The organism is Frigoribacterium sp. ACAM 257 (assembly GCF_007954365.1).
GTDB lineage: Bacteria > Actinomycetota > Actinomycetes > Actinomycetales > Microbacteriaceae > Frigoribacterium.
The window spans coordinates 383,949-406,212 of sequence record NZ_VOLO01000001.1 but is presented as its reverse complement, the minus strand read 5'-3'; the positions used below and the strand labels follow the sequence as shown (position 1 = coordinate 406,212).

Annotated in this window: 21 protein-coding genes; 6 read left to right on the top strand and 15 right to left on the bottom strand. The window is 72.5% G+C overall.

Features of this window, described 5'->3' with window-relative positions; genetic code table 11:
- Positions 1 to 17: 17 nt before the first annotated feature.
- Together ES689_RS01925 and ES689_RS01920 are read right to left on the bottom strand one after the other, a co-directional pair.
- A complete protein-coding gene (locus tag ES689_RS01925; RefSeq protein ID WP_223269331.1) occupies positions 18 to 569 on the bottom strand; it encodes a PH domain-containing protein in 552 nt (183 codons plus the stop codon).
- Positions 570 to 573: 4 nt separating this feature from the next.
- Positions 574 to 1,368, bottom strand: a complete 795-nt coding sequence (locus ES689_RS01920; RefSeq protein ID WP_146899456.1) for a biotin--[acetyl-CoA-carboxylase] ligase — start codon at positions 1,366 to 1,368, stop codon at positions 574 to 576.
- Between the two features lie 136 nt (positions 1,369 to 1,504).
- Here ES689_RS01920 and ES689_RS01915 point away from each other — a divergent pair, with 136 nt between their 5' ends.
- Positions 1,505 to 3,085 carry an acyl-CoA carboxylase subunit beta gene (locus ES689_RS01915; RefSeq protein WP_146901680.1) on the top strand — a complete coding sequence of 527 codons (1,581 nt, stop codon included), beginning with the start codon at positions 1,505 to 1,507 and terminating at the stop codon, positions 3,083 to 3,085.
- A complete protein-coding gene (locus ES689_RS01910) occupies positions 3,082 to 3,351 on the top strand; it encodes an acyl-CoA carboxylase epsilon subunit (protein WP_146899453.1) in 270 nt (89 codons plus the stop codon). Before ES689_RS01915 ends, ES689_RS01910 begins: the two co-directional genes overlap by 4 nt.
- Positions 3,352 to 3,712: 361 nt before the next feature.
- Here the strand turns inward: ES689_RS01910 and ES689_RS01900 are convergent, their stop codons facing one another.
- From ES689_RS01900 to ES689_RS01885, 4 genes are all read right to left on the bottom strand, one after another.
- Positions 3,713 to 4,861: a hypothetical protein gene (locus ES689_RS01900; RefSeq protein WP_223269330.1), complete on the bottom strand. Its 1,149-nt coding sequence runs from the start codon at positions 4,859 to 4,861 to the stop codon at positions 3,713 to 3,715.
- Positions 4,858 to 6,111, bottom strand: a complete 1,254-nt coding sequence (locus tag ES689_RS01895) for a sensor histidine kinase (RefSeq protein WP_146899451.1) — start codon at positions 6,109 to 6,111, stop codon at positions 4,858 to 4,860. Before ES689_RS01895 ends, ES689_RS01900 begins: the two co-directional genes overlap by 4 nt.
- Complete coding sequence (locus tag ES689_RS01890; protein WP_223269329.1) at positions 6,101 to 6,799, bottom strand: response regulator transcription factor; 699 nt, start codon at positions 6,797 to 6,799, stop codon at positions 6,101 to 6,103. Before ES689_RS01890 ends, ES689_RS01895 begins: the two co-directional genes overlap by 11 nt.
- Positions 6,800 to 6,874: 75 nt before the next feature.
- Positions 6,875 to 8,116 (bottom strand): class I SAM-dependent RNA methyltransferase, encoded by a 1,242-nt coding sequence (locus tag ES689_RS01885; protein ID WP_146899448.1) that lies wholly within the window; start codon positions 8,114 to 8,116, stop codon positions 6,875 to 6,877.
- Between the two features lie 26 nt (positions 8,117 to 8,142).
- On the opposite strand from ES689_RS01885, the gene ES689_RS01880 reads away from it, so the two are divergent.
- Together ES689_RS01880 and ES689_RS01875 are read left to right on the top strand one after the other, a co-directional pair.
- A complete protein-coding gene (locus tag ES689_RS01880; RefSeq protein WP_146899445.1) occupies positions 8,143 to 8,832 on the top strand; it encodes a nucleoside triphosphate pyrophosphatase in 690 nt (229 codons plus the stop codon).
- 79 nt (positions 8,833 to 8,911) lie between these two features.
- A complete protein-coding gene (locus tag ES689_RS01875) occupies positions 8,912 to 10,669 on the top strand; it encodes a biotin carboxylase N-terminal domain-containing protein (RefSeq protein WP_146899442.1) in 1,758 nt (585 codons plus the stop codon).
- Between the two features lie 47 nt (positions 10,670 to 10,716).
- Here the strand turns inward: ES689_RS01875 and ES689_RS01870 are convergent, their stop codons facing one another.
- Complete coding sequence (locus tag ES689_RS01870) at positions 10,717 to 11,664, bottom strand: endonuclease domain-containing protein (protein ID WP_191330128.1); 948 nt, start codon at positions 11,662 to 11,664, stop codon at positions 10,717 to 10,719.
- Positions 11,665 to 11,921: 257 nt separating this feature from the next.
- Here ES689_RS01870 and ES689_RS01865 point away from each other — a divergent pair, with 257 nt between their 5' ends.
- Positions 11,922 to 12,752 carry a purine-nucleoside phosphorylase gene (locus ES689_RS01865; RefSeq protein ID WP_146899434.1) on the top strand — a complete coding sequence of 277 codons (831 nt, stop codon included), beginning with the start codon at positions 11,922 to 11,924 and terminating at the stop codon, positions 12,750 to 12,752.
- On the top strand, positions 12,749 to 14,419 hold the full coding sequence (locus ES689_RS01860) for a phospho-sugar mutase (protein ID WP_146899431.1): 1,671 nt from the start codon (positions 12,749 to 12,751) through the stop codon (positions 14,417 to 14,419). The genes ES689_RS01865 and ES689_RS01860 overlap by 4 nt, the downstream gene beginning before the upstream one ends.
- Before the next feature lie 100 nt (positions 14,420 to 14,519).
- On the opposite strand, the gene ES689_RS01855 is transcribed toward ES689_RS01860, so the two are convergent.
- Genes ES689_RS01855 through ES689_RS01820 form a run of 8 tightly spaced genes read right to left on the bottom strand, consistent with a single transcriptional unit; the run spans position 14,520 to position 22,250 of the window.
- Positions 14,520 to 14,792, bottom strand: coding sequence for a PTS sugar transporter subunit IIB (locus tag ES689_RS01855; RefSeq protein ID WP_146899427.1), 273 nt, complete (start codon positions 14,790 to 14,792; stop codon positions 14,520 to 14,522).
- Positions 14,789 to 15,235 (bottom strand): PTS sugar transporter subunit IIA, encoded by a 447-nt coding sequence (locus tag ES689_RS01850; protein WP_146899424.1) that lies wholly within the window; start codon positions 15,233 to 15,235, stop codon positions 14,789 to 14,791. Before ES689_RS01850 ends, ES689_RS01855 begins: the two co-directional genes overlap by 4 nt.
- A gap of 2 nt (positions 15,236 to 15,237) precedes the next feature.
- The gene (locus ES689_RS01845; protein ID WP_146899421.1) at positions 15,238 to 16,362 is read right to left on the bottom strand and encodes an adenosine deaminase; all 1,125 of its coding nucleotides are present in this window, start codon (positions 16,360 to 16,362) and stop codon (positions 15,238 to 15,240) included.
- 54 nt (positions 16,363 to 16,416) lie between these two features.
- A complete protein-coding gene (locus ES689_RS01840) occupies positions 16,417 to 17,739 on the bottom strand; it encodes a thymidine phosphorylase (protein WP_146899418.1) in 1,323 nt (440 codons plus the stop codon).
- A 14-nt stretch (positions 17,740 to 17,753) separates the two neighbouring features.
- Entirely contained in the window at positions 17,754 to 18,173 is a 420-nt protein-coding gene (locus ES689_RS01835) for a cytidine deaminase (RefSeq protein ID WP_223269328.1), read from the bottom strand.
- A complete protein-coding gene (locus tag ES689_RS01830) occupies positions 18,170 to 19,459 on the bottom strand; it encodes an ABC transporter permease (protein WP_146899415.1) in 1,290 nt (429 codons plus the stop codon). Before ES689_RS01830 ends, ES689_RS01835 begins: the two co-directional genes overlap by 4 nt.
- Positions 19,456 to 20,733, bottom strand: a complete 1,278-nt coding sequence (locus tag ES689_RS01825) for an ABC transporter permease (protein WP_146899412.1) — start codon at positions 20,731 to 20,733, stop codon at positions 19,456 to 19,458. Before ES689_RS01825 ends, ES689_RS01830 begins: the two co-directional genes overlap by 4 nt.
- Positions 20,730 to 22,250, bottom strand: a complete 1,521-nt coding sequence (locus tag ES689_RS01820) for an ABC transporter ATP-binding protein (RefSeq protein WP_146899409.1) — start codon at positions 22,248 to 22,250, stop codon at positions 20,730 to 20,732. Before ES689_RS01820 ends, ES689_RS01825 begins: the two co-directional genes overlap by 4 nt.
- Positions 22,251 to 22,264 lie beyond the last annotated feature (14 nt).

Below are 22,264 nucleotides of genomic sequence, written 5' to 3'. Positions count from 1 at the left end.
GCGTCGAACGTCGGGCGTCAGCCGCGCGCGGGCGGCCAGGGGTCGGCAGCGCCGTGCTGGCCCGGCGCGGACTGGTCGAGCCTGCGGCGCTGGGCGATCAGCGTCTGGTCCGCCTCCATCAGGTCGTGCAGCGTGGCCTGCACCAGGTCGGCTCCCGGCACGTCCCACAGCACCACCGGGCGGTCCAGGCCCGTGTTCACGAGCACGTCCCCGCTGCGGAACACGCTCTGCACGGCGTTCTTCCGCACCGTGAGGTCGTAGCCGCGGCTGTGCAGGAGCTCCTGGCGCGAGCGCACGAAGAACCCTCGGCGCAGGACGATGCGCCTCGTCGTGATGACGTAGCGGCGGCCGAGCCACACGAGCACGGGGACGAGCCACAGCAGCACCGCCAGCAGCGCGGCGGCGCCGCGCACGACCCAGTTCTGCCACTCGAGGTCGAACCAGCTGCCGAAGTACCCGCCCGCGGCGCTCACCGCGACGAGGGCGACCGACGGCCAGAACAGCACCCGGGAGTGCGGGTGCAGGCGCGCGACGACCTCTTCTCGGGGCTGCTGCTCGGCCGTGCTCACGGGGTCATTCATACCGCAGGTGCGTCACGTCGCCCGAGGACACGGCGACGACTCCCCCGGTCCGCGCCTCGACGACGAGACGGCCGTCGTGGTCGATCGACGACGCCGAGCCCGTCAGGACCTCGCCGGAGGGCAGCTCGACGCGCACGTCGCGGCCGAGGGTGGTGCACTCGGCGAGCACGCGGGCTCGCAGCCCGCTCGCCTCCGGGTCGCCGCCCGCGGCCACGAGGGCCTCGACGACCAGGACGAATTCGGCGAGCCACGCCGAGAGGACCCGGTCGGCGAGCTCCTCCGTCGTCCCCTCCGCGCCGTGCAGCGAGAGCGAGGTCGACACAGGGGTCGGCAGCTCGTCACGCGCCAGGGCGAGGTTGACGCCGGCCCCGACGACCACGGCCGCCCCGTCGTCCCTGGCCTGCGCGAGGATGCCGCACACCTTCAGCCCGTCGACCTGGACGTCGTTCGGCCACTTGAGCCCGACCTCGCCCGTCCTGACGAGCGCCGCGAGGGAGGCGCGCATCGCGACCCCGGCAGCGAGCGGCAGCCAGCCCAGCGACTCGACGGGCAGCCCCCGGCGCTCGACCAGGACGCTGGCCGCGAGCGTGCGCCCAGGAGGCGCCGTCCAGGTGCGGCCGCGACGACCCCGGCCCGCGGTCTGCGACGTCGTGACGAGCACCGAGAGGTGGGGAGCCGACGTGTCGGCCAGCAGGTCGGCGTTCGTCGAGCCCGTCTCGGCGACGTGCACGAGGCGCGGGCTGTGGGCCGAGCTCAGGGGGAAGGAGTCGCTCGTGGGGTCGGTCACGCGGCCAGCCTAGGCGTTGACGACTTCCACCATCCGAGACTCGTCGCGCGCGAGGGAACCTCCAACGGCGACCGCGGGGGCCCTCGGTAGAGTGACCGATGTGACTTCTGACACCGCTCCCCGCGACGACGCCTCGATGCCCGATCTCCGCACGACGGCAGGCAAGCTCGCCGACCTCAAGGCCCGCTACCACGAGGCCGTCACGGCCAGCGGCGAGGCCGCGATCGCCAAGCAGCACGCCAAGGGCAAGATGACCGCCCGCGAGCGCATCGACGGCCTGCTCGACCCCGGTTCGTTCGTCGAGCTGGACGAGTTCGTGCGGCACCGCACCCACGCCTTCGGCATGGAGTCGAAGCGCCCCTACGGCGACGCGGTCGTCACGGGCACCGGCACGGTCCACGGCCGCCAGGTCGCGGTCTACTCGCAGGACTTCACGATCTTCGGCGGCTCGCTCGGCGAGGTCGCCGGCGAGAAGATCATCAAGGTCATGGAGCTCGCCCTGAAGACGGGCGTGCCGATCATCGGCATCCTCGACTCGGGCGGGGCCCGCATCCAGGAGGGGGTGGTCGCGCTCGGCAAGTACGGCGAGATCTTCCGCCTCAACACCCGCGCCTCCGGCGTGATCCCCCAGATCTCGCTGATCATGGGCCCGGCCGCAGGAGGCGCGGTGTACTCGCCCGCGCTCACCGACTTCGTCATCATGGTCGACAAGACGAGCCACATGTTCGTCACGGGCCCCGACGTCATCAAGACCGTCACGGGCGAGGACGTCGGCTTCGAGGAGCTCGGCGGCGCCCTCACGCACAACAAGGTCAGCGGCGTCTCGCACTACCTCGCGAGCGACGAGGACGACGCGCTCGACTACGCGCGCTCGCTGCTGTCGTACCTGCCCGACAACAACCTGTCGGAGCCGCACGTCTTCGACACCGCGGTCGAGCTCGAGACGACGGACGACGACCGCCAGCTGAACACGCTGATCCCCGACAGCCCGAACCAGCCCTACGACGTGATGACCGTCATCGAGCACGTCGTCGACGACGCCGAGTTCCTCGAGGTGCAGCCGCTCTTCGCGCCCAACATCGTCATCGGCTTCGGCCGCGTCGAGGGCCGCTCGGTGGGCGTGATCGCCAACCAGCCGTCGGCCATGGCCGGCACGCTCAACATCGAGGCGGGCGAGAAGGCCAGCCGCTTCGTGCGCTTCTGCGACGCGTTCGGCATCCCCATCCTCACGCTCGTCGACGTGCCCGGCTACCTGCCGGGCACCGACCAGGAATGGACGGGCGTCATCCGCCGCGGCGCGAAGCTGCTCTACGCCTACGCCGAGGCGACCGTGCCGCTCGTCACCGTCATCACGCGGAAGGCCTACGGCGGCGCCTACATCGTCATGGGGTCCAAGCAGCTGGGCGCCGACATCAACCTCGCCTGGCCGACCGCCGAGATCGCCGTCATGGGAGGTCAGGGAGCCGTCAACATCCTGTACCGCAACGAGATCAAGGCCGCGGAGGCGGCGGGCGAGGACGTCGCCGAGGTCCGGGCACGCCTGGCCAGCGAGTACACCTACAACGTCGCCAGCCCGTTCCTGGCCGCCGAGCGTGGCGAGCTCGACGGCGTCATCGAGCCCGCCGCGACCCGGGTCGCCGTCGTCAAGGCGCTGCGGGCCCTGCGCACCAAGCGCGCCGACCTGCCGCCGAAGAAGCACGGGAACATCCCCCTGTGAGCGGCCGTCACGCAGCCGAGGGGGTCGACGGGGTCGACGCCGGGAACGAGCCGGAGCAGTCGCTGCTGCGCGTCGTGGGGGGCGCGCCGACGCCCGAGGAGCTCGCCGCCGTCACCGCCGTCCTCGCCGCCCTCGAGGCCGAGGCAGCGGCGGCACGCGCCACGACGCCCCGGAGCTCCGCTCCGTCCGGCTGGTCGTCGCGAGCGGCTCGCCTGCGGGCGCCGCTCGCCAGCGGCCCGGGCCGCTGGCGCAGCTTCTCCGGCTGACCGGCTGGGCGAACGCCCTGACGTACCCCCCGCGTGTACCCCGGCCTGACGGGCATCAGGCCGACAGCCCCGGAACCACGCCACCCGAACGGGGGTAGACGAGGCCGAAGCCCCCGCCCTGTCCCCCTAAATGACGACTTTGCGCTCACGGCACGGGACGACATACTCGTTCTTGCTAGGTGCCTCTCCATGAGTCGCACCACCGATCGAGAGCTGACTAGGGTAAGCGAGTTCTCGGTCGGAGGCGGATCAGGGCGACATTCGGGTTGTCGCCCTGGACCGGGATATCTCCCATGAGGGCCAGACGGGTGTCTGGCCCTCTTTCCCGTTCCCGGCCCTGGCCTCTTTCCCGTTCCGGGGCCTAGTGGAGGGCGGGGCCGTCGAGGTCGTCGAGGTCGTCGAGGTCGTCGAGGTCGTCGAGGTCGTCGAGGTCGTCCCGGCCGGCGACCCGCAGGCCGTTCTCGGCGTCCCCTGCCCGGCGCGGGATCTGCAGCCAGAGCAGGACCTCGTCGTCGTCGTCGTCCTCGTCGGCCTCGGCGGAGACCCCTCGACCGAGCGCGCTCGAGCTGAGGTCGGGCGACCCGAGACCGACGACGCTGACGGCCTGCTCGCCGCCCCCGACCGTCCGGATGATCAGCTTGTCGGCGCGCGAGCCGTGCAGGGCCTCGGCGAGGGCCTCGTGGATGCGCCGCAGCTCGTCGTCGGGCACGTCGTCGATGCCGCCCTCGTCGAGCAGGCTGACCTCGGCCCCTCGGCGACGCGCTGCCATGACCTCGCGACGGACCTCGTCGTCGAGGAGGCGCCTCCCGCGGATCTCGTCCCGGATGGCGCCCTCGAGGTGGAGGCTCTCCTGCCGCTGCCCGGGCGACAGGTCGCCCGACTGCGACACGATGGCCTGCAGCATGGGCCGTGCGGTCCGGCCCGTCTGCAGGAGGCGGTACTGACGTTCGTTGACGTGCGCCTCCTGGGCTGCCTGCCAGTCGGCGGCCTCGTGCTCGGCCAGGATGAACTCCCGGGTCTCGCGACCCGCCCGGGTCAGCGTGGACGAGATGGCGTGCGAGAAGGCGACCCAGCTGACGCTGCCCACGATGCCGAGGTCGGCGATCGGCGACAGCCCGGCCCACGCCACGCCCTGCACGGCCATGAACCCCACGCCGAGCCACGCGAACCCCTGGCGGCGACGGGTCGAGACGATCACCATGAGCGTGCCCACGGCGGCGACGTACCAGGTCGCGTAGCCGTTCTCCGCGTCGGGGTCGAGGACGCTCGTCACGACCAGCGGCACGACGATGCTCACGGCCAGGGCGAAGGCGGCCGCCCAGACCGGCAGCACCGGATGGCTGCTGGGCCACAGCACGACGGCCGTGACGACCGCGTACGCGACCATGCAGGCGACGACGGGCACGGGATCGGCGGCCTGGCCGAGCGAGACCGCCGCGAGCACCAGGTGGTAGCCGGAGAAGACCGCCGCCAGCGAGACGATGAGCCAGCGGGGAACGGAGATCCTCACGAGGAGGCGTCCCTCTGCGGCCCGACGACGAAGCCCGTCGGCCACATGACGCGGACGACCGTGCCCGCGCCGGGCCGGGAGTCGATGCAGGCCCGCCCGCCCGCGTTGGCCACGCGCTCGATGATCGACACACGGACGCCGAGACGCTCCTCGGGCACCGCGGCGGGGTCGAAGCCCGCCCCGTCGTCGCCGACCTCGACGAGGACCCCGGCCTCGCCCGTGCCCTCGAGGGCGACCCAGCGCCGGACGGGCCCGGGACCCGCGTGCTGGGAGCTGTTGACGAGGGCCTGGGCCGCAGCGCTCACGATGGCCTCGGCGGCCGTCGTCGGCAGCACGCGGTCGTCCGTGTCGTCGGTGCGCAGCTCGACGACGACGCCGCTCGCGTCCGCCGCCTCGGACAACCGCCTCCTGAGGCTCGCGAGGCTCGTCGTCGACTCGTCGAAGGGCGTCGTCGCGGCGGCCGAGGTGAGGTGGGCCATCGCGTTCCGGGCCATGGTCGTGGCGAGCACCTGCTCGGCCGGCGTGTAGGCCCTCGCCGCCTGGATGAAGGTCGTCAGCACGCTGTCGTGCACGATGGCGTCGACCTGCACGCGCTCGAGCTCGGTGGCGTGCTCCCTGATCGCACCCGAGTAGCGGGCGACCGCCGTGGCCTGGGCGGCGTCCACGGCCGCGCTCGCCTGGCGCAGGACGAGCACGAGCACGAGCACGGCTCCGCCGAGCAGGATCGCGTAGGTCGAGTCGAGCGCTGCCCGCGTCGGCGACTCGCCTCCCCCCGAGGGCGTCAGCCGGATCGCGCCGTAGACGAGGGGGACGACGACCGAGTAGCCGATCGCGATCCAGGCGGAGAAGGCGTAGGCCGCCGCTGCGGTGGCGACGGTGCAGAGGTACCAGAGCCACGGCACGCCGACCAGGACCTGGTCGGGGTCGACGACCGCGAGGGGCCACGTGATCAGCGCGACGAGGTAGAAGACGGCGAGGATCGCGCAGGTCGTCTCGACCCCGCGCACGAGGACGCTCGCCACGCCCACGGCCACGATCGCGCCGAGCATGCCCAGGCCGATCAGCCAGGCCCACGCCACCTGCATGACCTCGATCTGGGCCGTCGTCGTCTGCAGGGCCTGCAGCCCGAAGATGAGCCCGGCCAGGGCGATGACCCGGCCGAGCACCTTGTCGAACAGGGCACGGCTGATCGGGTTCCGCGCCGAGCGCGTCGTCGGCGGCGTCAGCGCCGGGAGGGGCTCAGCGGCCATCGCCGTCCGCGTCGAGGCCCGGCAGGATGCCGTCCTCGACGGCGCGGCGGAGCAGGTCGACCTTCGTCGGCGCGGGACGCCCGACCTCGACGTACTTGACCCGGATCCGGTCGAGGTACTCCCGCGCGGTCGAGTAGCCGATGCCGAGCTGCTGCGCGGCGAGCTTGAGGGGCAGTCCCGACGCGTAGAGGTGCAGGATCTCGCGCTCGCGCCGGCCGAGCTGGGCCTTGGCGAAGTCGCGGTCGGCGTCGATGGCGCTGGCCCACTCGAGGTTGTTGAGCACGTCGCCCCTGGCGACCGTCGCGACGGCGGCCATCACGGTCTTCGTCGCGGACGACTTGGGGATGACCCCGGCCGCGCCGGCGGCGAGAGCCTCGCGGACGCTCGCCACCCGGTCGGCGATGCTGTGGACGAGGACGGCGGAGCCGGTCGCCTGCACGCGCTTCACGTTCTCGGTGACCGTCGAGCCGTCGCCGAGCGAGAGGTCGAGCACGACGACGTCGACCTCGCGGCCCGCGAGGGACTCCACGAGCTCCTGCACGCCGGCTGCCGTCAGCACCACGTCGAAGCCCTCGGCCTGGCAGGCCGCCTGGATCCCGAGCCGCACCGACTCGTGGTCGTCCACGATGGCGACGCGGACGGGGGCGGGGGTGGTCGACGCCGGGGCGTCCGTCGAGGTGTCGGTCACGATGGTCCTTCGTTCGTGTGCGACCCGGTCCCTGAATTCCGGGTCGTCAACGTGGTCATCGTAACGTGAGGGGCGTCACCGCCGGAGCAGCCGGACCACCGTCTCCACGTGGTGCGTGCTCGGGAACAGGTCGAAGGCCCTGATCGCGTCGACGTCGTACCCGTGGTCGCGGAACAGCGCGAGGTCGCGGGCGAGGGCGACGGGGTCGCAGGCGACGTAGACGACCTGCGCGGGGGCGAGCTCGGCGACGCCGTCGACCACCGGTCGGCCCGCTCCCGAGCGGGGCGGGTCGAGCACGACCGTCGCCTCGCGGAAGCGGCCGCGCTCGGCCGAGGTCGCCTGGGCGGCGGCCTGGCGCACCCAGCGGTCGACCCTTGCCGTGACGGCCGAGGCGCCGAGCCAGTCGGCGAGGTTCTCCGAGGCGTGGTCGGTCGCGCGCTCGTCGCTCTCGACGCTCGTGATGCGGACGGCGCTGCCGAACGCGTCGCCCACGGCCGCCGCGAGCAGCCCCACGCCGCCGTAGAGGTCGAGGTTCGCCGCGCCCGGCTCGAAGCGCTCGGGGTCGATCATCTGCTGCACGGCGGTGGTCAGCGTGACCGCGGCGTGGCGGTGCACCTGCCAGAATCCGCCGTCGTCCAGCTGGAACGTGCGGTCGCCGACGACCTCGGTGACCGTGCTGGGCGCCTGGCCGCCGATGATCAGGCGGGCGCCTCCTGTGCTCGGGGCCAGCACGTCGACGTGCTGCTCGCCCGGGAAGGCGTCCCCCAGCGGCGCGGCCTCGGCGACCTCGGGGGTCGCGAGCGGCAGGTCGGCGACGCGCACGACCCGGTGCGACCGCGCGGCGTACTGCCCGGGGCGGCCCTCGTCGTCGAGGTGGAGGCGCACCCGGGTGCGCCAGCCGGTCCCGCCGCGCTCGTCGTCGCCGGGCAGCACCTCGACCGGGACGGTCGCCTGGTCGTCGGGCAGCCCGCCCGTCCTCGTGAGGGCGTCGCGGACCACCTGCGACTTGAGCTCGCGCTGGTGGGCGAGCTCGATGTGCCCGAACTCGGCGCCGCCGGCTCGGTCCTCGGGGTCGCGGTCGACCGACGCGGCCGACCAGACGTGCGGACGGCGGTGCGGGCTGGCCTCGACGACCGAGAGCGTCTCGGCCCGCCAGAACGACTTCTTGCGGTCGTCGGTGACCCGCGCGCGGACCTTCTCGCCCGGCAGCGTGTCCGACACGAACACGACCCGCCCGTCGAGGCGCGCCACCGAGATGCCCCCGTGTGCGATCCCGGTCACGTCCAGTTCGACCTCGCGGCCCAGCATGTCTCCCATGCCCCGAGTCTGCCAGGCTGGCGGACATGACCGTTCCCCTCTACCTGGCCAGCACCTCCCCCGCTCGCCTCGCCCTGCTGCGCGCCGCGGGCGTCGAGCCGGTGCTGATCAGCCCGGGCGTCGACGAGGAGGCGGCGGTCGCGTCCGCCGAGCAGGCGGCGGGCCGATCCCTCACCGCCTCCGAGACGGTGTCGCTGCTGGCCAGGGCGAAGGCGGAGGCGGTGCTCGACGTGACCGTCGACGGATCCCCGCTCGACGGCCTCGTGCTCGGGGGCGACAGCGCCTTCGAGTTCGACGGCCAGGTGCACGGCAAGCCGCACGAGCCCGCGCTCGCCCTCGACCGCTGGCGGCGCATGGCCGAGGTCGGGCGGGGCACCCTGTGGTCGGGGCACTGGCTGATCGACCACCGCGGCGGCGTGCCCCGGGCCGACGCGGCGTTCCCCTCCTCCGGCGCGGGGGCCGTCGCCAGCGCCGACCTCACCTTCGCCGACGACCTCGACCCGGCCGAGCTCGCGGCGTACGTCGAGACGGGCGAGCCCCTCGAGGTCGCGGGCGCGTTCACCATCGACGGCCGTGCCTCGGCGTTCATCACCCACATCGAGGGCACGCCGAGCGCCGTCGTCGGCTTGTCCGTGCCCGTGCTGCGCTCGCTGGTGCGCGGGTTCGGCGTGCCGTGGCACGAGCTGTGGACCTCGCCGACCGCCGGCGCGTTGTAGCAATCCTCACGCGCCTCCTGCGTGTTTTCGTGCACGTCATCCAAAGGAGGCTGCGGGCGGCGCAATAGGGTGGGGGACTATGCCGTCCATCAGCAAGGTCCTCATCGCCAACCGTGGAGAGATCGCGGTCCGGGTCGTCCGCGCAGCGCGCGACAGCGGGATCGGCAGCGTCGCCGTGTACGCCGACCAGGACAGGGACGCCCAGCACGCCCGCCTCGCCGACGAGGCGTACGCCCTCGGCGGCACCACGAGCGCCGAGACCTACCTCGTCATCGACAAGATCCTCTCGGTCGCCCGCCGCTCGGGTGCCGACGCCGTGCACCCCGGCTACGGGTTCCTCGCCGAGAACGCCGACTTCGCCCGCGCCGTGACGGCTGCGGGCCTCGTCTGGATCGGCCCCTCCCCCGAGGCGATCGAGCAGCTCGGCGACAAGGTCAGCGCCCGGCACATCGCCGAGCGCGTCGGCGCGCCCCTCGCGCCCGGCACCCTCAACCCCGTCTCGGGCGCCGACGAGGTGCTCGACTTCGTCGACCAGCACGGGCTCCCCGTCGCCATCAAGGCGGCCTTCGGCGGCGGCGGTCGCGGCCTCAAGGTCGCCCGCACCCGCGACGAGGTGCCCGAGATGTTCGACTCGGCCGTCCGCGAGGCCGTCGCCGCCTTCGGCCGCGGCGAGTGCTTCGTCGAGAAGTACCTCGACCAGCCCCGCCACGTCGAGACGCAGTGCCTCGCCGACGCGCACGGCAACGTCGTCGTCGTGTCGACGCGCGACTGCTCGCTGCAGCGCCGTCACCAGAAGCTCGTCGAGGAGGCGCCCGCCCCGTTCCTGACGGAGGCGCAGACCACCGCTCTCTACGAGTCGTCCAAGGCGATCCTCCGCGAGGTCGGCTACGTCGGCGCCGGCACCTGCGAGTTCCTCATCGGCAAGGACGGCACGGTGTCGTTCCTCGAGGTGAACACCCGCCTGCAGGTCGAGCACCCGGTCTCGGAGGAGATCACCGGCATCGACCTCGTCCGCGAGCAGTTCCGCCTCGCCGAGGGCGGCGTGCTCGAGTACGGCGACCCCGAGCCCCGCGGCCACTCGTTCGAGTTCCGCATCAACGGCGAGGACGCGGGCCGCGGCTTCATGCCTGCCCCCGGCCCCGTGCACGTCTTCAAGGCGCCCGGCGGCCCCGGCGTCCGCGTCGACAGCGGCGTCCAGGCCGGCGACGAGATCAGCGGCTCGTTCGACTCGCTGCTCGCCAAGCTGATCGTCACCGGCTCGTCGCGCGAGGACGCCCTCGAGCGATCCCGCCGCGCGCTCGACGAGTTCGAGGTCGCCGGCCTGCCCACCGTGCTGCCGTTCCACCGCGCGATCGTCCGCGACCCGGCCTTCGCCCCCGAGGGCGGCCAGCCGTTCTCTATCTACACCCGCTGGATCGAGACCGACTTCGTCAACGACATCCCCGCGTGGAGCGGCGAGGCCGAGGCGCCCCGCCCCGACGACGAGCGCACCACCGTCGTGGTCGAGGTCGGCGGCAAGCGCGTCGAGGTCTCGTTGCCGGCTGGTCTCGGCGCGCGCACCGCGCCTCCTGCGGCCGCCCCCCGCCGTCGCGGCGCGGGTCGCGGCGCCGTGGTCACCGCCACGGGCGCCGAGGTCAAGTCGCCCATGCAGGCGACCGTCGTCAAGCTCGCCGTCGAGGAGGGCCAGCAGGTCGTCAAGGGCGATCTCGTGCTCGTGCTCGAGGCAATGAAGATGGAGCAGCCGGTCGCGGCGCACCGCGACGGGGTCGTCTCGGGCATCTCGGCCACGGTCGGCGAGACGGTCTCGTCGGGCCACGTCCTGCTCAGCATCGACTAGCCCGCTCCTCATTCAGGAAGTTCCGTCCTGATCCTCGCGAGAGGGGGTCAGATCGTCCTGAACTGTGCACGATCCAGGAACAGGGACGCCTGCGTTCCTTCATCGTGTGCGTCGCGAACGCGCGTGATCGTGTCGACGACCCCTCCGAGATCTCGCTCGACCTGGTCAGCGCTGAACCGCAGGGTCGTGTAGCCGGCCGACGCCGCCTCCGCGTCCTTCGTCCGGTCCCGGTCGAACGCGTCTCGCCGTGAGTGGAACGCGAAGCCGTCGAGTTCCACGAGCACGCGGAGCGCCTGCCCGCGACGACCTCGCAGGCGCATGTCGCTCGGCCCGACCGACGTGACCCACACCTGCTGCTCGACGTCGACGCCCCTGGCCGCGAGCGCCTGCCGCACCATCGACTGGACACCCGAGTCCGAGCCCGGGCGGCACCTCTGCAGCACGGCCCGGACGCGAGGGCCGTGGCCCTCGAGGCCCGCCGTGAGCTCGTCGAGCCCGACCAGGCGGGCCTGCAGGGCCGTGTCGACGCACGCCACCGCCGTCACCTCGTCGCACCACGCGACCATCTGTCGCAGGCAGACGACGACGGACGACCGCCAGCACGGCTCAGCGAGCGCGAGGGGCTCCGTGTCGGTCCAGTGGACCACCACGGACCCGTCGGCGGACCTCGGCGCGTCCTCGCCCCCCGGCGCGACCCGACGCGCCACCCGCAGACGGGACGCGTTCCTCGCGACCGAGACGTGCAGACGCCGGTCGTAGCCGGCCCAGAGTCCGTGCACGGAGGCGGCGGAGGGGCCCGCGAGGCGGCCGCCGAGGCGGACGGCCGCGACGGCGTCCGTGGCCGCGTCGAGCCTCGTGTAGTGCCCCTGGCGGACCCTGCGGACGGCACCTCGCTGCACCGCGGTCGTCAGGTCGCCACCGCTGTGTCCGTTCGCGAGGAGCTGTCGGCGGGTCGCGATGCCGCCGAACGCGGCGAGTGTCTGCAGGAGGTCCATGTCGGCATGGTCACCGGTGTCCGAGCCCCGACACGCGCCTCCTCGTCTGCCTTGTGGACGCATGACGGAGACCTGCGCCTCGTGCGGGAACGACGGTGACGCCCTGTGGACGCGCAACATGCAGGAAGGCAGTGTTCGAGGTTCCTGAACCGTGCACGGATCAGGAGGATCAGTCCCCCCGCCGCGCAGATCAGGACTCGAGTTCCTGAATGAGGAGAGCGATGGAGGAGGCGGGCGCGGGACCTAGAGTGGAGCGCATGTCCGAGACCCCCACGCACCCCCTCGACGGTGCCGCCGACCCGTTCGAGGTCGCCCGCACCGCCGCCGCCGACATCGCCCGCGCGACCGGCGTCGCCCACCACGACATCGCCCTCACCCTGGGCAGCGGCTGGGCGAAGGCCGCCGACCTGATCGGCGAGACGACCGCCGAGGTCCCCGCGACCGAGATCACCGGCTTCAGCGCCTCGGCGGTCGTCGGCCACACGGGCTCGATCCGCAGCATCGCGCTCCCGAGCGGCAAGAACGCCCTCGTCATCGGCGCCCGCACGCACTACTACGAGGGCCACGGCGTCCGCCGCGTCGTGCACAGCGTCCGCACCGCCGCCGCCACGGGCGCCCGGACGATGATCCTCACGAACGGCGCGGGCGGCATCAAGGAGACCTGGACGCCCGGCAGCCCCGTCCTGATCAGCGACCACATCAACCTCACGGCCGACAGCCCGCTCGAGGGCGCGACCTTCATCGACCTCACCGACCTCTACTCGGCGCGCCTGCGCGAGCTCGCCAAGGGCATCGACCCGAGCCTCGACGAGGGCGTCTACACGCAGTTCAGGGGCCCCCACTACGAGACGCCGGCCGAGGTGCAGATGGCGAAGGCCATGGGCGGCCACATCGTCGGCATGTCGACGGCGCTCGAGGCGATCGCCGCCCGCGAGGCCGGGATGGAGGTGCTCGGCATGTCGCTGATCACGAACCTCGCCGCCGGCATCCAGACGACGCCGCTGAGCCACCAGGAGGTGCTGCAGGCCGGCAGGGACGCCGAGGGCGCCATCAGCCAGCTCCTCGCCCGCATCGTGGCGGCCCTGTGACCGACGACGCGGCCCTGGTCGCCGCAGCCCGCTCCTGGCGCGACCAGGACCCCGACCGTGAGACCCGCGACGAGCTCGACGCCGTCCTGGCGGCCGTCGAGTCCGGAGACGCCTCCGCCGCCGCGGACCTGCAGGACCGCTTCGGCTCCCGCCTGGCCTTCGGCACGGCCGGGCTCCGTGGTGCACTCGGGGCCGGCTCCGCCCGGATGAACCGAGTGCTCGTCGCGCAGGCCGCGGCCGGCTTCGCGGCGTTCCTCACGGCACGCGAGCAGGAGCCCTCGATCGTCGTCGGCTACGACGGGCGCAAGAACAGCGCCGTCTTCGCCCGCGACACCGCCGAGATCATGGCCGCCGCCGGGGTCCGCACGACGATCCTCCCGCGTGCCCTCCCCACGCCGGTGCTGGCCTTCGCGGTGCGCCACCTCGACGTCAGCGCCGGCGTCATGGTCACCGCCAGCCACAACCCCGCTCAGGACAACGGCTACAAGGTGTACCTCGGCGGCGTCGACGCCGGCTCGCAGATCGTCGCCCCGGTCGACGCCGAGATCGCGGCCCACATCGACGACGCGGCCACGAGGCCCGTCAGCGAGCTGCCGCGGTCCGACGACTGGTCCGAGGCCGGCGAGGACCTCGTCGACGAGTACGTCCGCCGCACGGCGGCGCTCGCCGGCACAGCCGCCTCCGGCACGCAGCCCCGCGTCGTCTACACGGCCATGCACGGCGTCGGGTGGGAGGTCGCCCGCCGGGTGTTCAGCCAGGCCGGCTTCGTCGAGCCGGTCCCCGTCGCGGAGCAGTCCGCCCCCGACCCCGACTTCCCGACCGTGGCGTTCCCCAACCCGGAGGAGCCCGGGGCGCTCGACCTCGCCTTCGCCACCGCCGACCGGGTGTCGGCCGGTCTCGTGATCGCCAACGACCCCGACGCCGACCGGCTCGCCGTCGCCGTCCCCTCGGCCGAGGGCTGGCGCCGCCTGTCCGGCAACGAGGTGGGCGCGCTGCTCGGCTGGCGCGCCGCCGAGCGAGCCCGACGCGACGACGTCGACGGCACCCTCGCCGCGAGCATCGTCTCGTCGCCGGCCCTGCGCGAGGTCGCCGGGCGCTACGGGCTCGACTACGTCGACACCCTCACGGGCTTCAAGTGGGTCTCCCGCGTCGGCGGGCTGCTCTACGGCTACGAGGAGGCCCTCGGCTACCTCGTCGACCCCGAGAAGGTCCGCGACAAGGACGGCATCTCCGCCGCGGTCGACTTCCTCGCGCTGGCGACCGAGCTGGCCGCGGCAGGCTCGTCCGTCGCCGAGCACCTAGTCGCGTTCGACGAGCGCTTCGGGGCGTACGCGTCGTCGCAGATCTCGCTCAGGGTCGACGACCTCGCCGAGATCGGCAGGCTCACGAGCCGACTGCGGGAGGCGCCTCCCGCGACCGTGGGATCGCACCGGGTCGACCGTGTCGACGACTTCCGGGACGGCTTCGGCGGGTTCCCCGCCGGTGACGTGCTGCGCTACTGGTTCACCGACGGGTCCCGCGTGATCGTGCGCCCGAGCGGAACCGAGGCGAAGCTGAAGGTCTACATCGACGCGTCCAGCACCGAGGGCGACGCGCTCGCGCGTCGGGCTGCGGCGGAGGCGGCGGTCGCCGACCTCGACGCCGGCATGCGCGAGCTGCTGCGCTAGCTCCCGGAGCCGGTCGTCGCTCCGGCGCGAACCGGACTACGGACAGAGGGCCAGGTCGCACGTCGTGCGTCCTGGCCCTCTGTCGTCGAGGGGGCTGCGGTCAGCCCAGGGACTTCTGCAGCTTCTCGGCGAGCTCGGCCTGGTCGAAGTGGTTCTGGATCACGATGACGTCGGCGAAGGTCGTCCCGATCGCCTCGACGAACTCCTGCGACGTGAGGATGACCTGGGCGTCGTCGGCCACGTTGGCGATCGAGGCCACGTCCGCCGCGACCACGTCGGCCTCGATGTCGAGCCGCGCCAGGACGCGCTCGGCGTTGACCTTGAGGATGCCGCTGCTGCCGATGCCGGCACCGCAGATCGTCACGATCTTCATTCTGTCGCCCCCATCAGCCGACGGACCTCGTCGGCGCTCGTCGCGGCCGCCAGGGCAGGGATCACCGAGGCGTCGTTGAAGACGTTCGCCAGGTCGGCGATCGACTCGAGGTGCCCGCCCACGGACTTCACCGCGAGGGCGAGCACGACGCTCACGGGGTCGTTGTGCGGGTGGCCGAACGGCACCGGCTCGGCGAGGCTCACCACGGCGAGGCCGTCGTGCAGGACGCTCTCGTCCGGACGCGCGTGTGCGAGCGCCAGGCCCGGCGCGATGACCACGTACGGGCCGTGCTCCTCGATCATGCGGACCATCTCGTCGCCGTAGCCGTCACGGGTCGAGCCGGACGCCACCAGGGCGTCGCCCGCCCGACGGACGGCGGCGCGCCAGTCGGGGGCGTCGGCGGCGATGACGATCGCCGAGTCGGGCAGGGACGGCAGCGCCACGGTCAGACCTCCCCGAAGCCCGCCGTGATCCGGTCGGCCAGCGCCTCTCGGTCCTCGAGGGGCAGGAAGCTCGACGCCGCGGCGTTGAGCTGGAACGTCTCGAGGTCCGACAGGCCGTAGTCGAACGCCTGGGCGAGCAACGCCAGTTCTTTCGTGAGGCTCGTGTCGCTCATCAGGCGGTTGTCGGTGTTGACCGTGACGCAGTAGCCGAGCTGGTAGAGCAGGTCGAAGGGATGGTCGTCGAGGTCGCGGCCCCACGCGGCGATCGCGCCGGTCTGCAGGTTCGACTGCGGCGAGAGCTCGAGCGCGATCTCGCGGTCGCGGACCCACGCGGCGATCGGGCCGAGCTCGACCGTCGTCTGGTCGCCCGCGGACGCGACGACCCGGATGTCCTCGGCGAGCCGGACGCCGTGACCGAGGCGGAGGGCGCGGCCGTCGAGGAGCGCGCTGCGGATGCTCTCGAGGCCGTCGGCCTCGCCGGCGTGGACGGTGACGGGCATGAACTCGCGTGCCAGGAGGTCGAAGGCCGGGCGCTGGTTCGACGCCGGGAAGCCCGCCTCGGCCCCCGCGATGTCGAAGCCGATCACGCCTGCCTCGCGGTGCTTGATCGCGAGCTGCGCGATCTCGAGGCCGCGGTCCGCGTGCCGCATCGCGGTGACCAGCTGGCCGACGGAGATGACGTGGCCCTCGCCGTCGAGCTGGTCCATCGCCTGCTCGATGCCGCGCTGGACGGCCTCGACGGTCTGGTCGAGGGTGAGCCCGCCCTGGAGGTGCTGCTCGGGCGCCCAGCGGACCTCGCCGTGGACGACGCCGTCGGCTGCCAGGTCGAGGACGAACTCCCGCGCGACCCGCTCGAGCCCCGCCTCGGTCTGCATGACCGCCGTCGTGACGTCGAAGGTCTTGAGGTAGTCGGGCAGGTTGCCCGAGTCGGCGCTGTCGACGAACCAGCGCCCCAGCTCGTCGGCACCGCCCGCGACGGGCAGCTCGTAGCCGATCTCGTCGGCCAGCTCGACGATGGTCTGGGGCCGCAGCCCGCCGTCGAGGTGGTCGTGCAACGACACCTTCGGCAGGGGGGCGATGCGGGGTCCGCCGTCAGGCAGGCGGTAGTCCTTGTCCGGTGCGCTCATGGGACAAGGCTACCGCCGCCGACCGTCACGTCGCTGGGGGGCGACGCCCGCGGGTCAGGAGACGCGGCCGGCGACCAGGGGGCCGCGCTCGACGCGCTCGTCGCCGATCGACCACGCACCCTCGACGGCCTCGAGCGCGCGCTCGAAGCGCGCGGGCTCGTCGGCGTGGAGCGTGAAGAGCGGCTGCCCCTCGACGACGGCGTCGCCGAGCTTGGCGTGCAGCTCGATGCCGGCGGCCGCCTGGACCGGGTCCTGCTTGCGGGCACGGCCGGCGCCGAGACGCCAGGCGCCGATGCCGAAGGGCAGGGCCTGCTGCTCGGTGAGGTAGCCGCTCCGGCTCGCGGTGACGACGTGCGTCTCGCGGGCGGTCGGCAGCGCCGCGTCGGGATCGCCGCCCTGGGCACGGATCATGGTCTTCCAGGCGTCCATCGCGCGGCCGTCGTCGAGTGCGGCCTCGACGTCGGCGTCGGGCTGGCCCGCGAGGGTCAGCATCTCGCGGGCGAGCGCGACCGTGAGCTCCCTGATGTCGGACGGACCGCCTCCGGCGAGGGTCTCGACCGACTCGCGGACCTCGAGCGCGTTGCCGATCGTGAGGCCGAGGGGGACGTTCATGTCGGTGAGCAGGGCGGTCGTCGCGACGCCCGCGTCCTTGCCGAGGTCGACCATGGTCTGCGCCAGCAGGCGCGACTGCTCGATGTCCTGGATGAAGGCGCCCGAGCCGAACTTCACGTCGAGCACGAGGGCGGCCGTGCCCTCCGCGATCTTCTTGCTCATGATCGACGACGCGATCAGGGGGATCGCCTCGACCGTGCCCGTGATGTCGCGGAGCGCGTAGAGCTTGCCGTCGGCGGGGGCGAGGCCCGAGCCGGCGGCGCAGACGACCGCGCCGGAGTCGGCCATGATCTCGCGCATGCGCTCGTTCGAGATCGACGCCTGCCAGCCGGGGATCGACTCGAGCTTGTCGAGCGTGCCGCCCGTGTGCCCGAGGCCGCGGCCCGAGAGCTGGGGCACGGCGACCCCGAAGGAGGCGACCAGCGGTGCCAGGGGCAGCGTGATCTTGTCTCCCACTCCCCCGGTCGAGTGCTTGTCGACCGTCGTCTTGCCGAGGCCCGTGAAGTCCATCGTCTCGCCGCTGCGGATCATCGCGAGCGTCATGTCGCGGATCTCCCGGCGCTCCATGCCGTTGAGGAAGATCGCCATGGTGAGCGCGGCCATCTGCTCGTCGGCGACGTACCCGCGCGTGTAGGCGTCGATCAGCCAGTCGATCTGCGGCGTCTCGAGTGCGTCGCCGCGGCGCTTCACACGGATCAGGTCGACGGTGTCGAACGGCTCGACGGCCGTCGAGGAGGCGGTGGGGGCGGTGTCGCTGGTGGTCATGGTGGTGCTCCTAGCTACGACTGCGAGTCGCGGTACTGCTCGAGTTGACGGGGCCCGAACGCGTCCGGGATCACCTCGTCGATGGTCTTGAGGCCGGAGACGGTGTCGAGCACCATCGACTCGTGCGAGTGCTCGTACAGCAGCTGCCGGCAGCGGCCGCACGGCATCAGGACGCCCCCGTTGCCGTCGACGCAGGCGAAGGCGACGAGCTGGCCGCCACCTCCCATGACGAGGTCGGAGACGAGCGAGCACTCGGCGCAGAGGGTGATGCCGTACGAGGCGTTCTCGATGTTGCAGCCGGTCACGAGGCGGCCGTCGACGGTGAGTGCGGCAGCGCCCACCGGGAAGCGCGAGTACGGCACGTACGCCTTCGTCATCGCCTCCCGGGCGGCCTCGCGCAGGGCCTCCCAGTCGATGGCCTCGGCGACGCTCACGACTTCACGTAGGGCTTGCCGGACGCGGCAGGGCCCCGAGACTGGCCGACGAGGCCGGCGACGGCGAAGATCGTGACGACGTACGGCAGCATGAGCATGAACTCGCTCGGCACCGGCGACCCGATGGCCCCGAGCACGTTCTGCAGGTTCGACGCGAAGCCGAAGAGCAGCGCCGCGAGCGTCGCCCGGATCGGGTCCCACCGGCCGAAGATGACCGCCGCGAGGGCGATGAAGCCGGCCCCGGCCGTCATCTCCTTCTGGAAGTTGCCCAGCGAGCCGAGGGTGAAGTACGCCCCGCCGAGGCCGGCGATGGCGCCCGCGAGCGAGACGTTCCAGAAGCGGGTGGCGTTGACCTTGATGCCCACGGTGTCGGCCGCCTGCGGGTGCTCGCCCACCGCGCGGAGCCGCAGGCCCCACCGGGTGCGGAACAGCCCGTAGAAGACGACCGCGATGGCGATGTACATCAGGTACACGATGATCGTCTGCCGGAAGAACACGGGCCCGACGATCGGGATCTGGCTGAGCCCGGGGATCGGCAGCTGCGGGAACCGGATGCCCTGGTTGAGCGCGTCCGACTTGGTGAGGACCTGCGAGTACAGGAAGCTCGTGAGCCCCGTGACCAGAACGTTCAGCACGACGCCTACGATGACCTGGTCGACGATGTACCGGATGCTGAAGACGGCCAGGACCATGGACACGAGCACCCCGGCGACCATGGCGGAGGCGAGGCCCACGTACGCGGACCCGGTCGCGGACGCGACGACGGCCGAGACGAAGGCGCCGGCCAGGAGCTGGCCCTCGATGGCGACGTTCACGACGCCGACCCGCTCGCTGATCACGCCGCCGAGGGCGCCGAAGATCAGCGGCGTGCTGAGGGCGAGTGCCCCGAGGAGGAGCCCGGGGACGGGGATGGTCGCGTCTGCGCTCGTCCAGGTCAGGAACGCGACGAGGAACAGCACGCCGAAGACGGCGACGAGCCAGATCGGCACACGCTGGGCGCGCCGCGCGAGCAGGAACGCCAGCACGGTCACGACTGCGAGCACGACCGTGAGCGCGATGCCCGTGGCCGCCGAGGGCAGCACCGCGTCGGGCAGCGCGAAGAAGTCGGTCGCGGTGGCGAGGCGGAACGTGCTCGACCCCTCACGCGGGTTGACGACGAACAGGACGACCGCGATCACGGTGAAGACCGCGAAGGCGATCGGCGCCTTGTAGCTGCGCGTGGCGGTGCGGCTGAGGCCGGGGGTCGGCGCGGCGGGGACCGCCGTGTCGGGGGTGAGGGTGCTCACTTGGTGACCACCGCCTCCTTCTTCGAGCCGCGCGGCACCCGAGGGGCACCCGGCGCGGGCAGACGGAAGATGCTGCGGACCAGCGGCGGGGCCGCCACGAACAGCACGATCAGGGACTGGACGACGAGGACGATGTCGATGGGGACGCCGTTCGCCGCCTGCATGGAGTAGCCGCCGGCCTTGAGCGCCCCGAAGAGGATGCCGGCGCCGAAGACGCCCCAGGGCCGCGACCGACCGAGGAGGGCCACGGTGATGGCGTCGAAGCCGATGCCGGCGTCGATGCCCGAGGTGAAGCCGGTGGTGAGCGTGCCGAGCACCTGCGTCGACCCGGCCACGCCCGCGAGCGCGCCCGAGATGAGCATCGCGTAGAGGTAGATGTTCTTCACGTTCATGCCGGCGGTGCGGGCGGCGTGCGGGTTCTCGCCGACAGCCCTGAAGCGGAAGCCGAGCGTCGACCGGTTGATCAGCCACCACACGACCGCGGTGATCACGATGACGAGCAGGAAGCCCCAGTTGAGGTTGTAGCGCGCGCCGAACAGGTCGGGGAGCACGGCGCTCGGCAGCGTGGCCGGCGACTTCGGGTTGGGGCTGCCCGGTGCCTGGAGCAGGCCTGGGGTGCGCAGTGCGTACGCGATCAGGTAGAAGGCCACGTAGTTGAGCATGATCGTGAGGATCACCTCGTGGGCGCCGGTGCGCGCCTTGAGCAGACCGACGATCCCGCCCCAGACGGCGCCGCCCGCGATGCCCGCGAGCAGGGCGAGCGGGAGGTGGACGGCCAGGGGCAGGTCGAACGAGAAGCCGACCCAGCCGGCCGCGCCGGCCGCGGTCAGCATCTGGCCGCGGGCGCCGATGTTGAACAGGCCGACGCGGAACGCGAGCGCGACGCCGAGGCCCGCGGCGATCAGCGGCACCGAGTAGTTGAGCGTCTCGGTCAGGGGCCGGATGCCCGCGGCGAAGCCGTCGACGCGGAAGTTGTACACGGCACCCTGGAACAGCGACGAGTAGCTTCCGCCCACCGACGCCCAGAAAGCCTGGAAGAAGTCGGAGGGGCGCGAGAAGAAGTAGCCGGTCGTCGCCTGGACGTCGGGGTCGGTGAAGCCGATCAGCAGCCCGGAGACCACGAGCGCGAGCACGACGGCGAGCACGGAGATGGCCGCGTTGCCGGTGGTGATCTCGCGGAGGAGCCGAGAGCCGCGCGAGTCGCCCGTGTCGGACGCGCCGCCGGTCGGTGCGCCCTGGGGCGCCGGGGTGGTCGTGGTGGTCGCGTCGCTCACGCCGCGGTCTCCTTGGTCTGGGGGGCCTCGCCGGCCATCATGAGCCCGAGCACGTCGCGCGGGGTGTCGGCCGGGACGATGCCGATGATCGTGCCCCGGTACATCACCGCGATGCGGTCGGCGAGCGCGACGACCTCGTCGAGCTCGGTGGAGACCACGATCACGGGCACGCCCGAGTCGCGCGTCGCGACGATGCGCTTGTGGACGAACTCGATGGAGCCGACGTCGATGCCGCGCGTCGGCTGCGCCGCCACGAAGAGCCGGAGGTCGCGGCTCAGCTCACGCGCGAGGACGACCTTCTGCTGGTTGCCGCCGGAGAGGCGACCGGCAGGCGTGGTGATGCCCTGGGTGCGGATGTCGAACTCGCGCACCTTCTCGACGGCGAACGCCGCGAGCTCCGCCAGGCGGAGCGAGCCCCGACGGACGAACGGCCCGGACTGCGACCGGTCGAGCATGAGGTTCTCCGCGACGGTGAACTCGCCGACGAGGCCGTCCTCGTTGCGGTCCTCGGGAACGAAGCCGACGCCCGCGTCGAGCACCCGACGGACGCTGTGGCCCGTGATGTCGCGGCCGTCGAGGGTGACGCGGCCCTGGACCCGGGGCTGGAGGCCGAGGATCGCCTCCGTCAGCTCGGTCTGCCCGTTGCCCTGGACGCCCGCGATCGCGAGCACCTCGCCGCGTCGGACCTCGAACGAGACGTCGTCGACGACGACCTGCCCGATCGGGTCGACGACGCGCAGCGACTCGACGACGAGGGCGGCCTCGCCGGGGTCGGCGGGGCCCTTCTGCACGGTGAGCTCGACGGCGCGGCCGACCATGAGCGAGGCGAGCTCGGCGTTGCTCGCCGAGGGCTCGGCCTCGCCGACGACCTTGCCGAGACGGATCACCGTGATGCGCGACGCCACCTCGCGCACCTCTCGCAGCTTGTGGGTGATGAAGACGATGCCGGTGCCCGCGTCGCGGAGCTGGCGCATGATGCCCATCAGCTCGTCCGTCTCCTGCGGGGTCAGCACGGCGGTGGGCTCGTCGAAGACGAGCACCTTCGCGTCGCGCGACAGCGCCTTGACGATCTCGACGCGCTGCTGCACGCCGACGGGGAGCTCCTCGACGACGGCGTCGGGGTCGATGTCGAAGCCGAACCGACGCGAGATGTCGCGCACCTTGGCGCGCGCGGCGGCCAGGTCGAGGCGGCCGCCGCCCTTCGTCTCCTCGTGGCCGAGCATGACGTTCTCGGCGACGGTGAAGACGGGCACCAGCATGAAGTGCTGGTGCACCATGCCGATGCCCGCGGCCATGGCGTCGCCGGGACCCGAGAAGTGCTGGACGACGTCGTCCAGCAGGATCTCGCCCTCGTCGGCCTGGTACAGGCCGTAGAGGACGTTCATCAGGGTCGACTTGCCGGCCCCGTTCTCGCCGAGGAGAGCGTGGATCTCTCCCGGCTCGACGGTGAGGCTGATGTGGTCGTTGGCGGTCAGTGCGCCGAATCGCTTGGTGATGCCCTTGAGCTCGAGCTTCATCTCGTCAATCTACC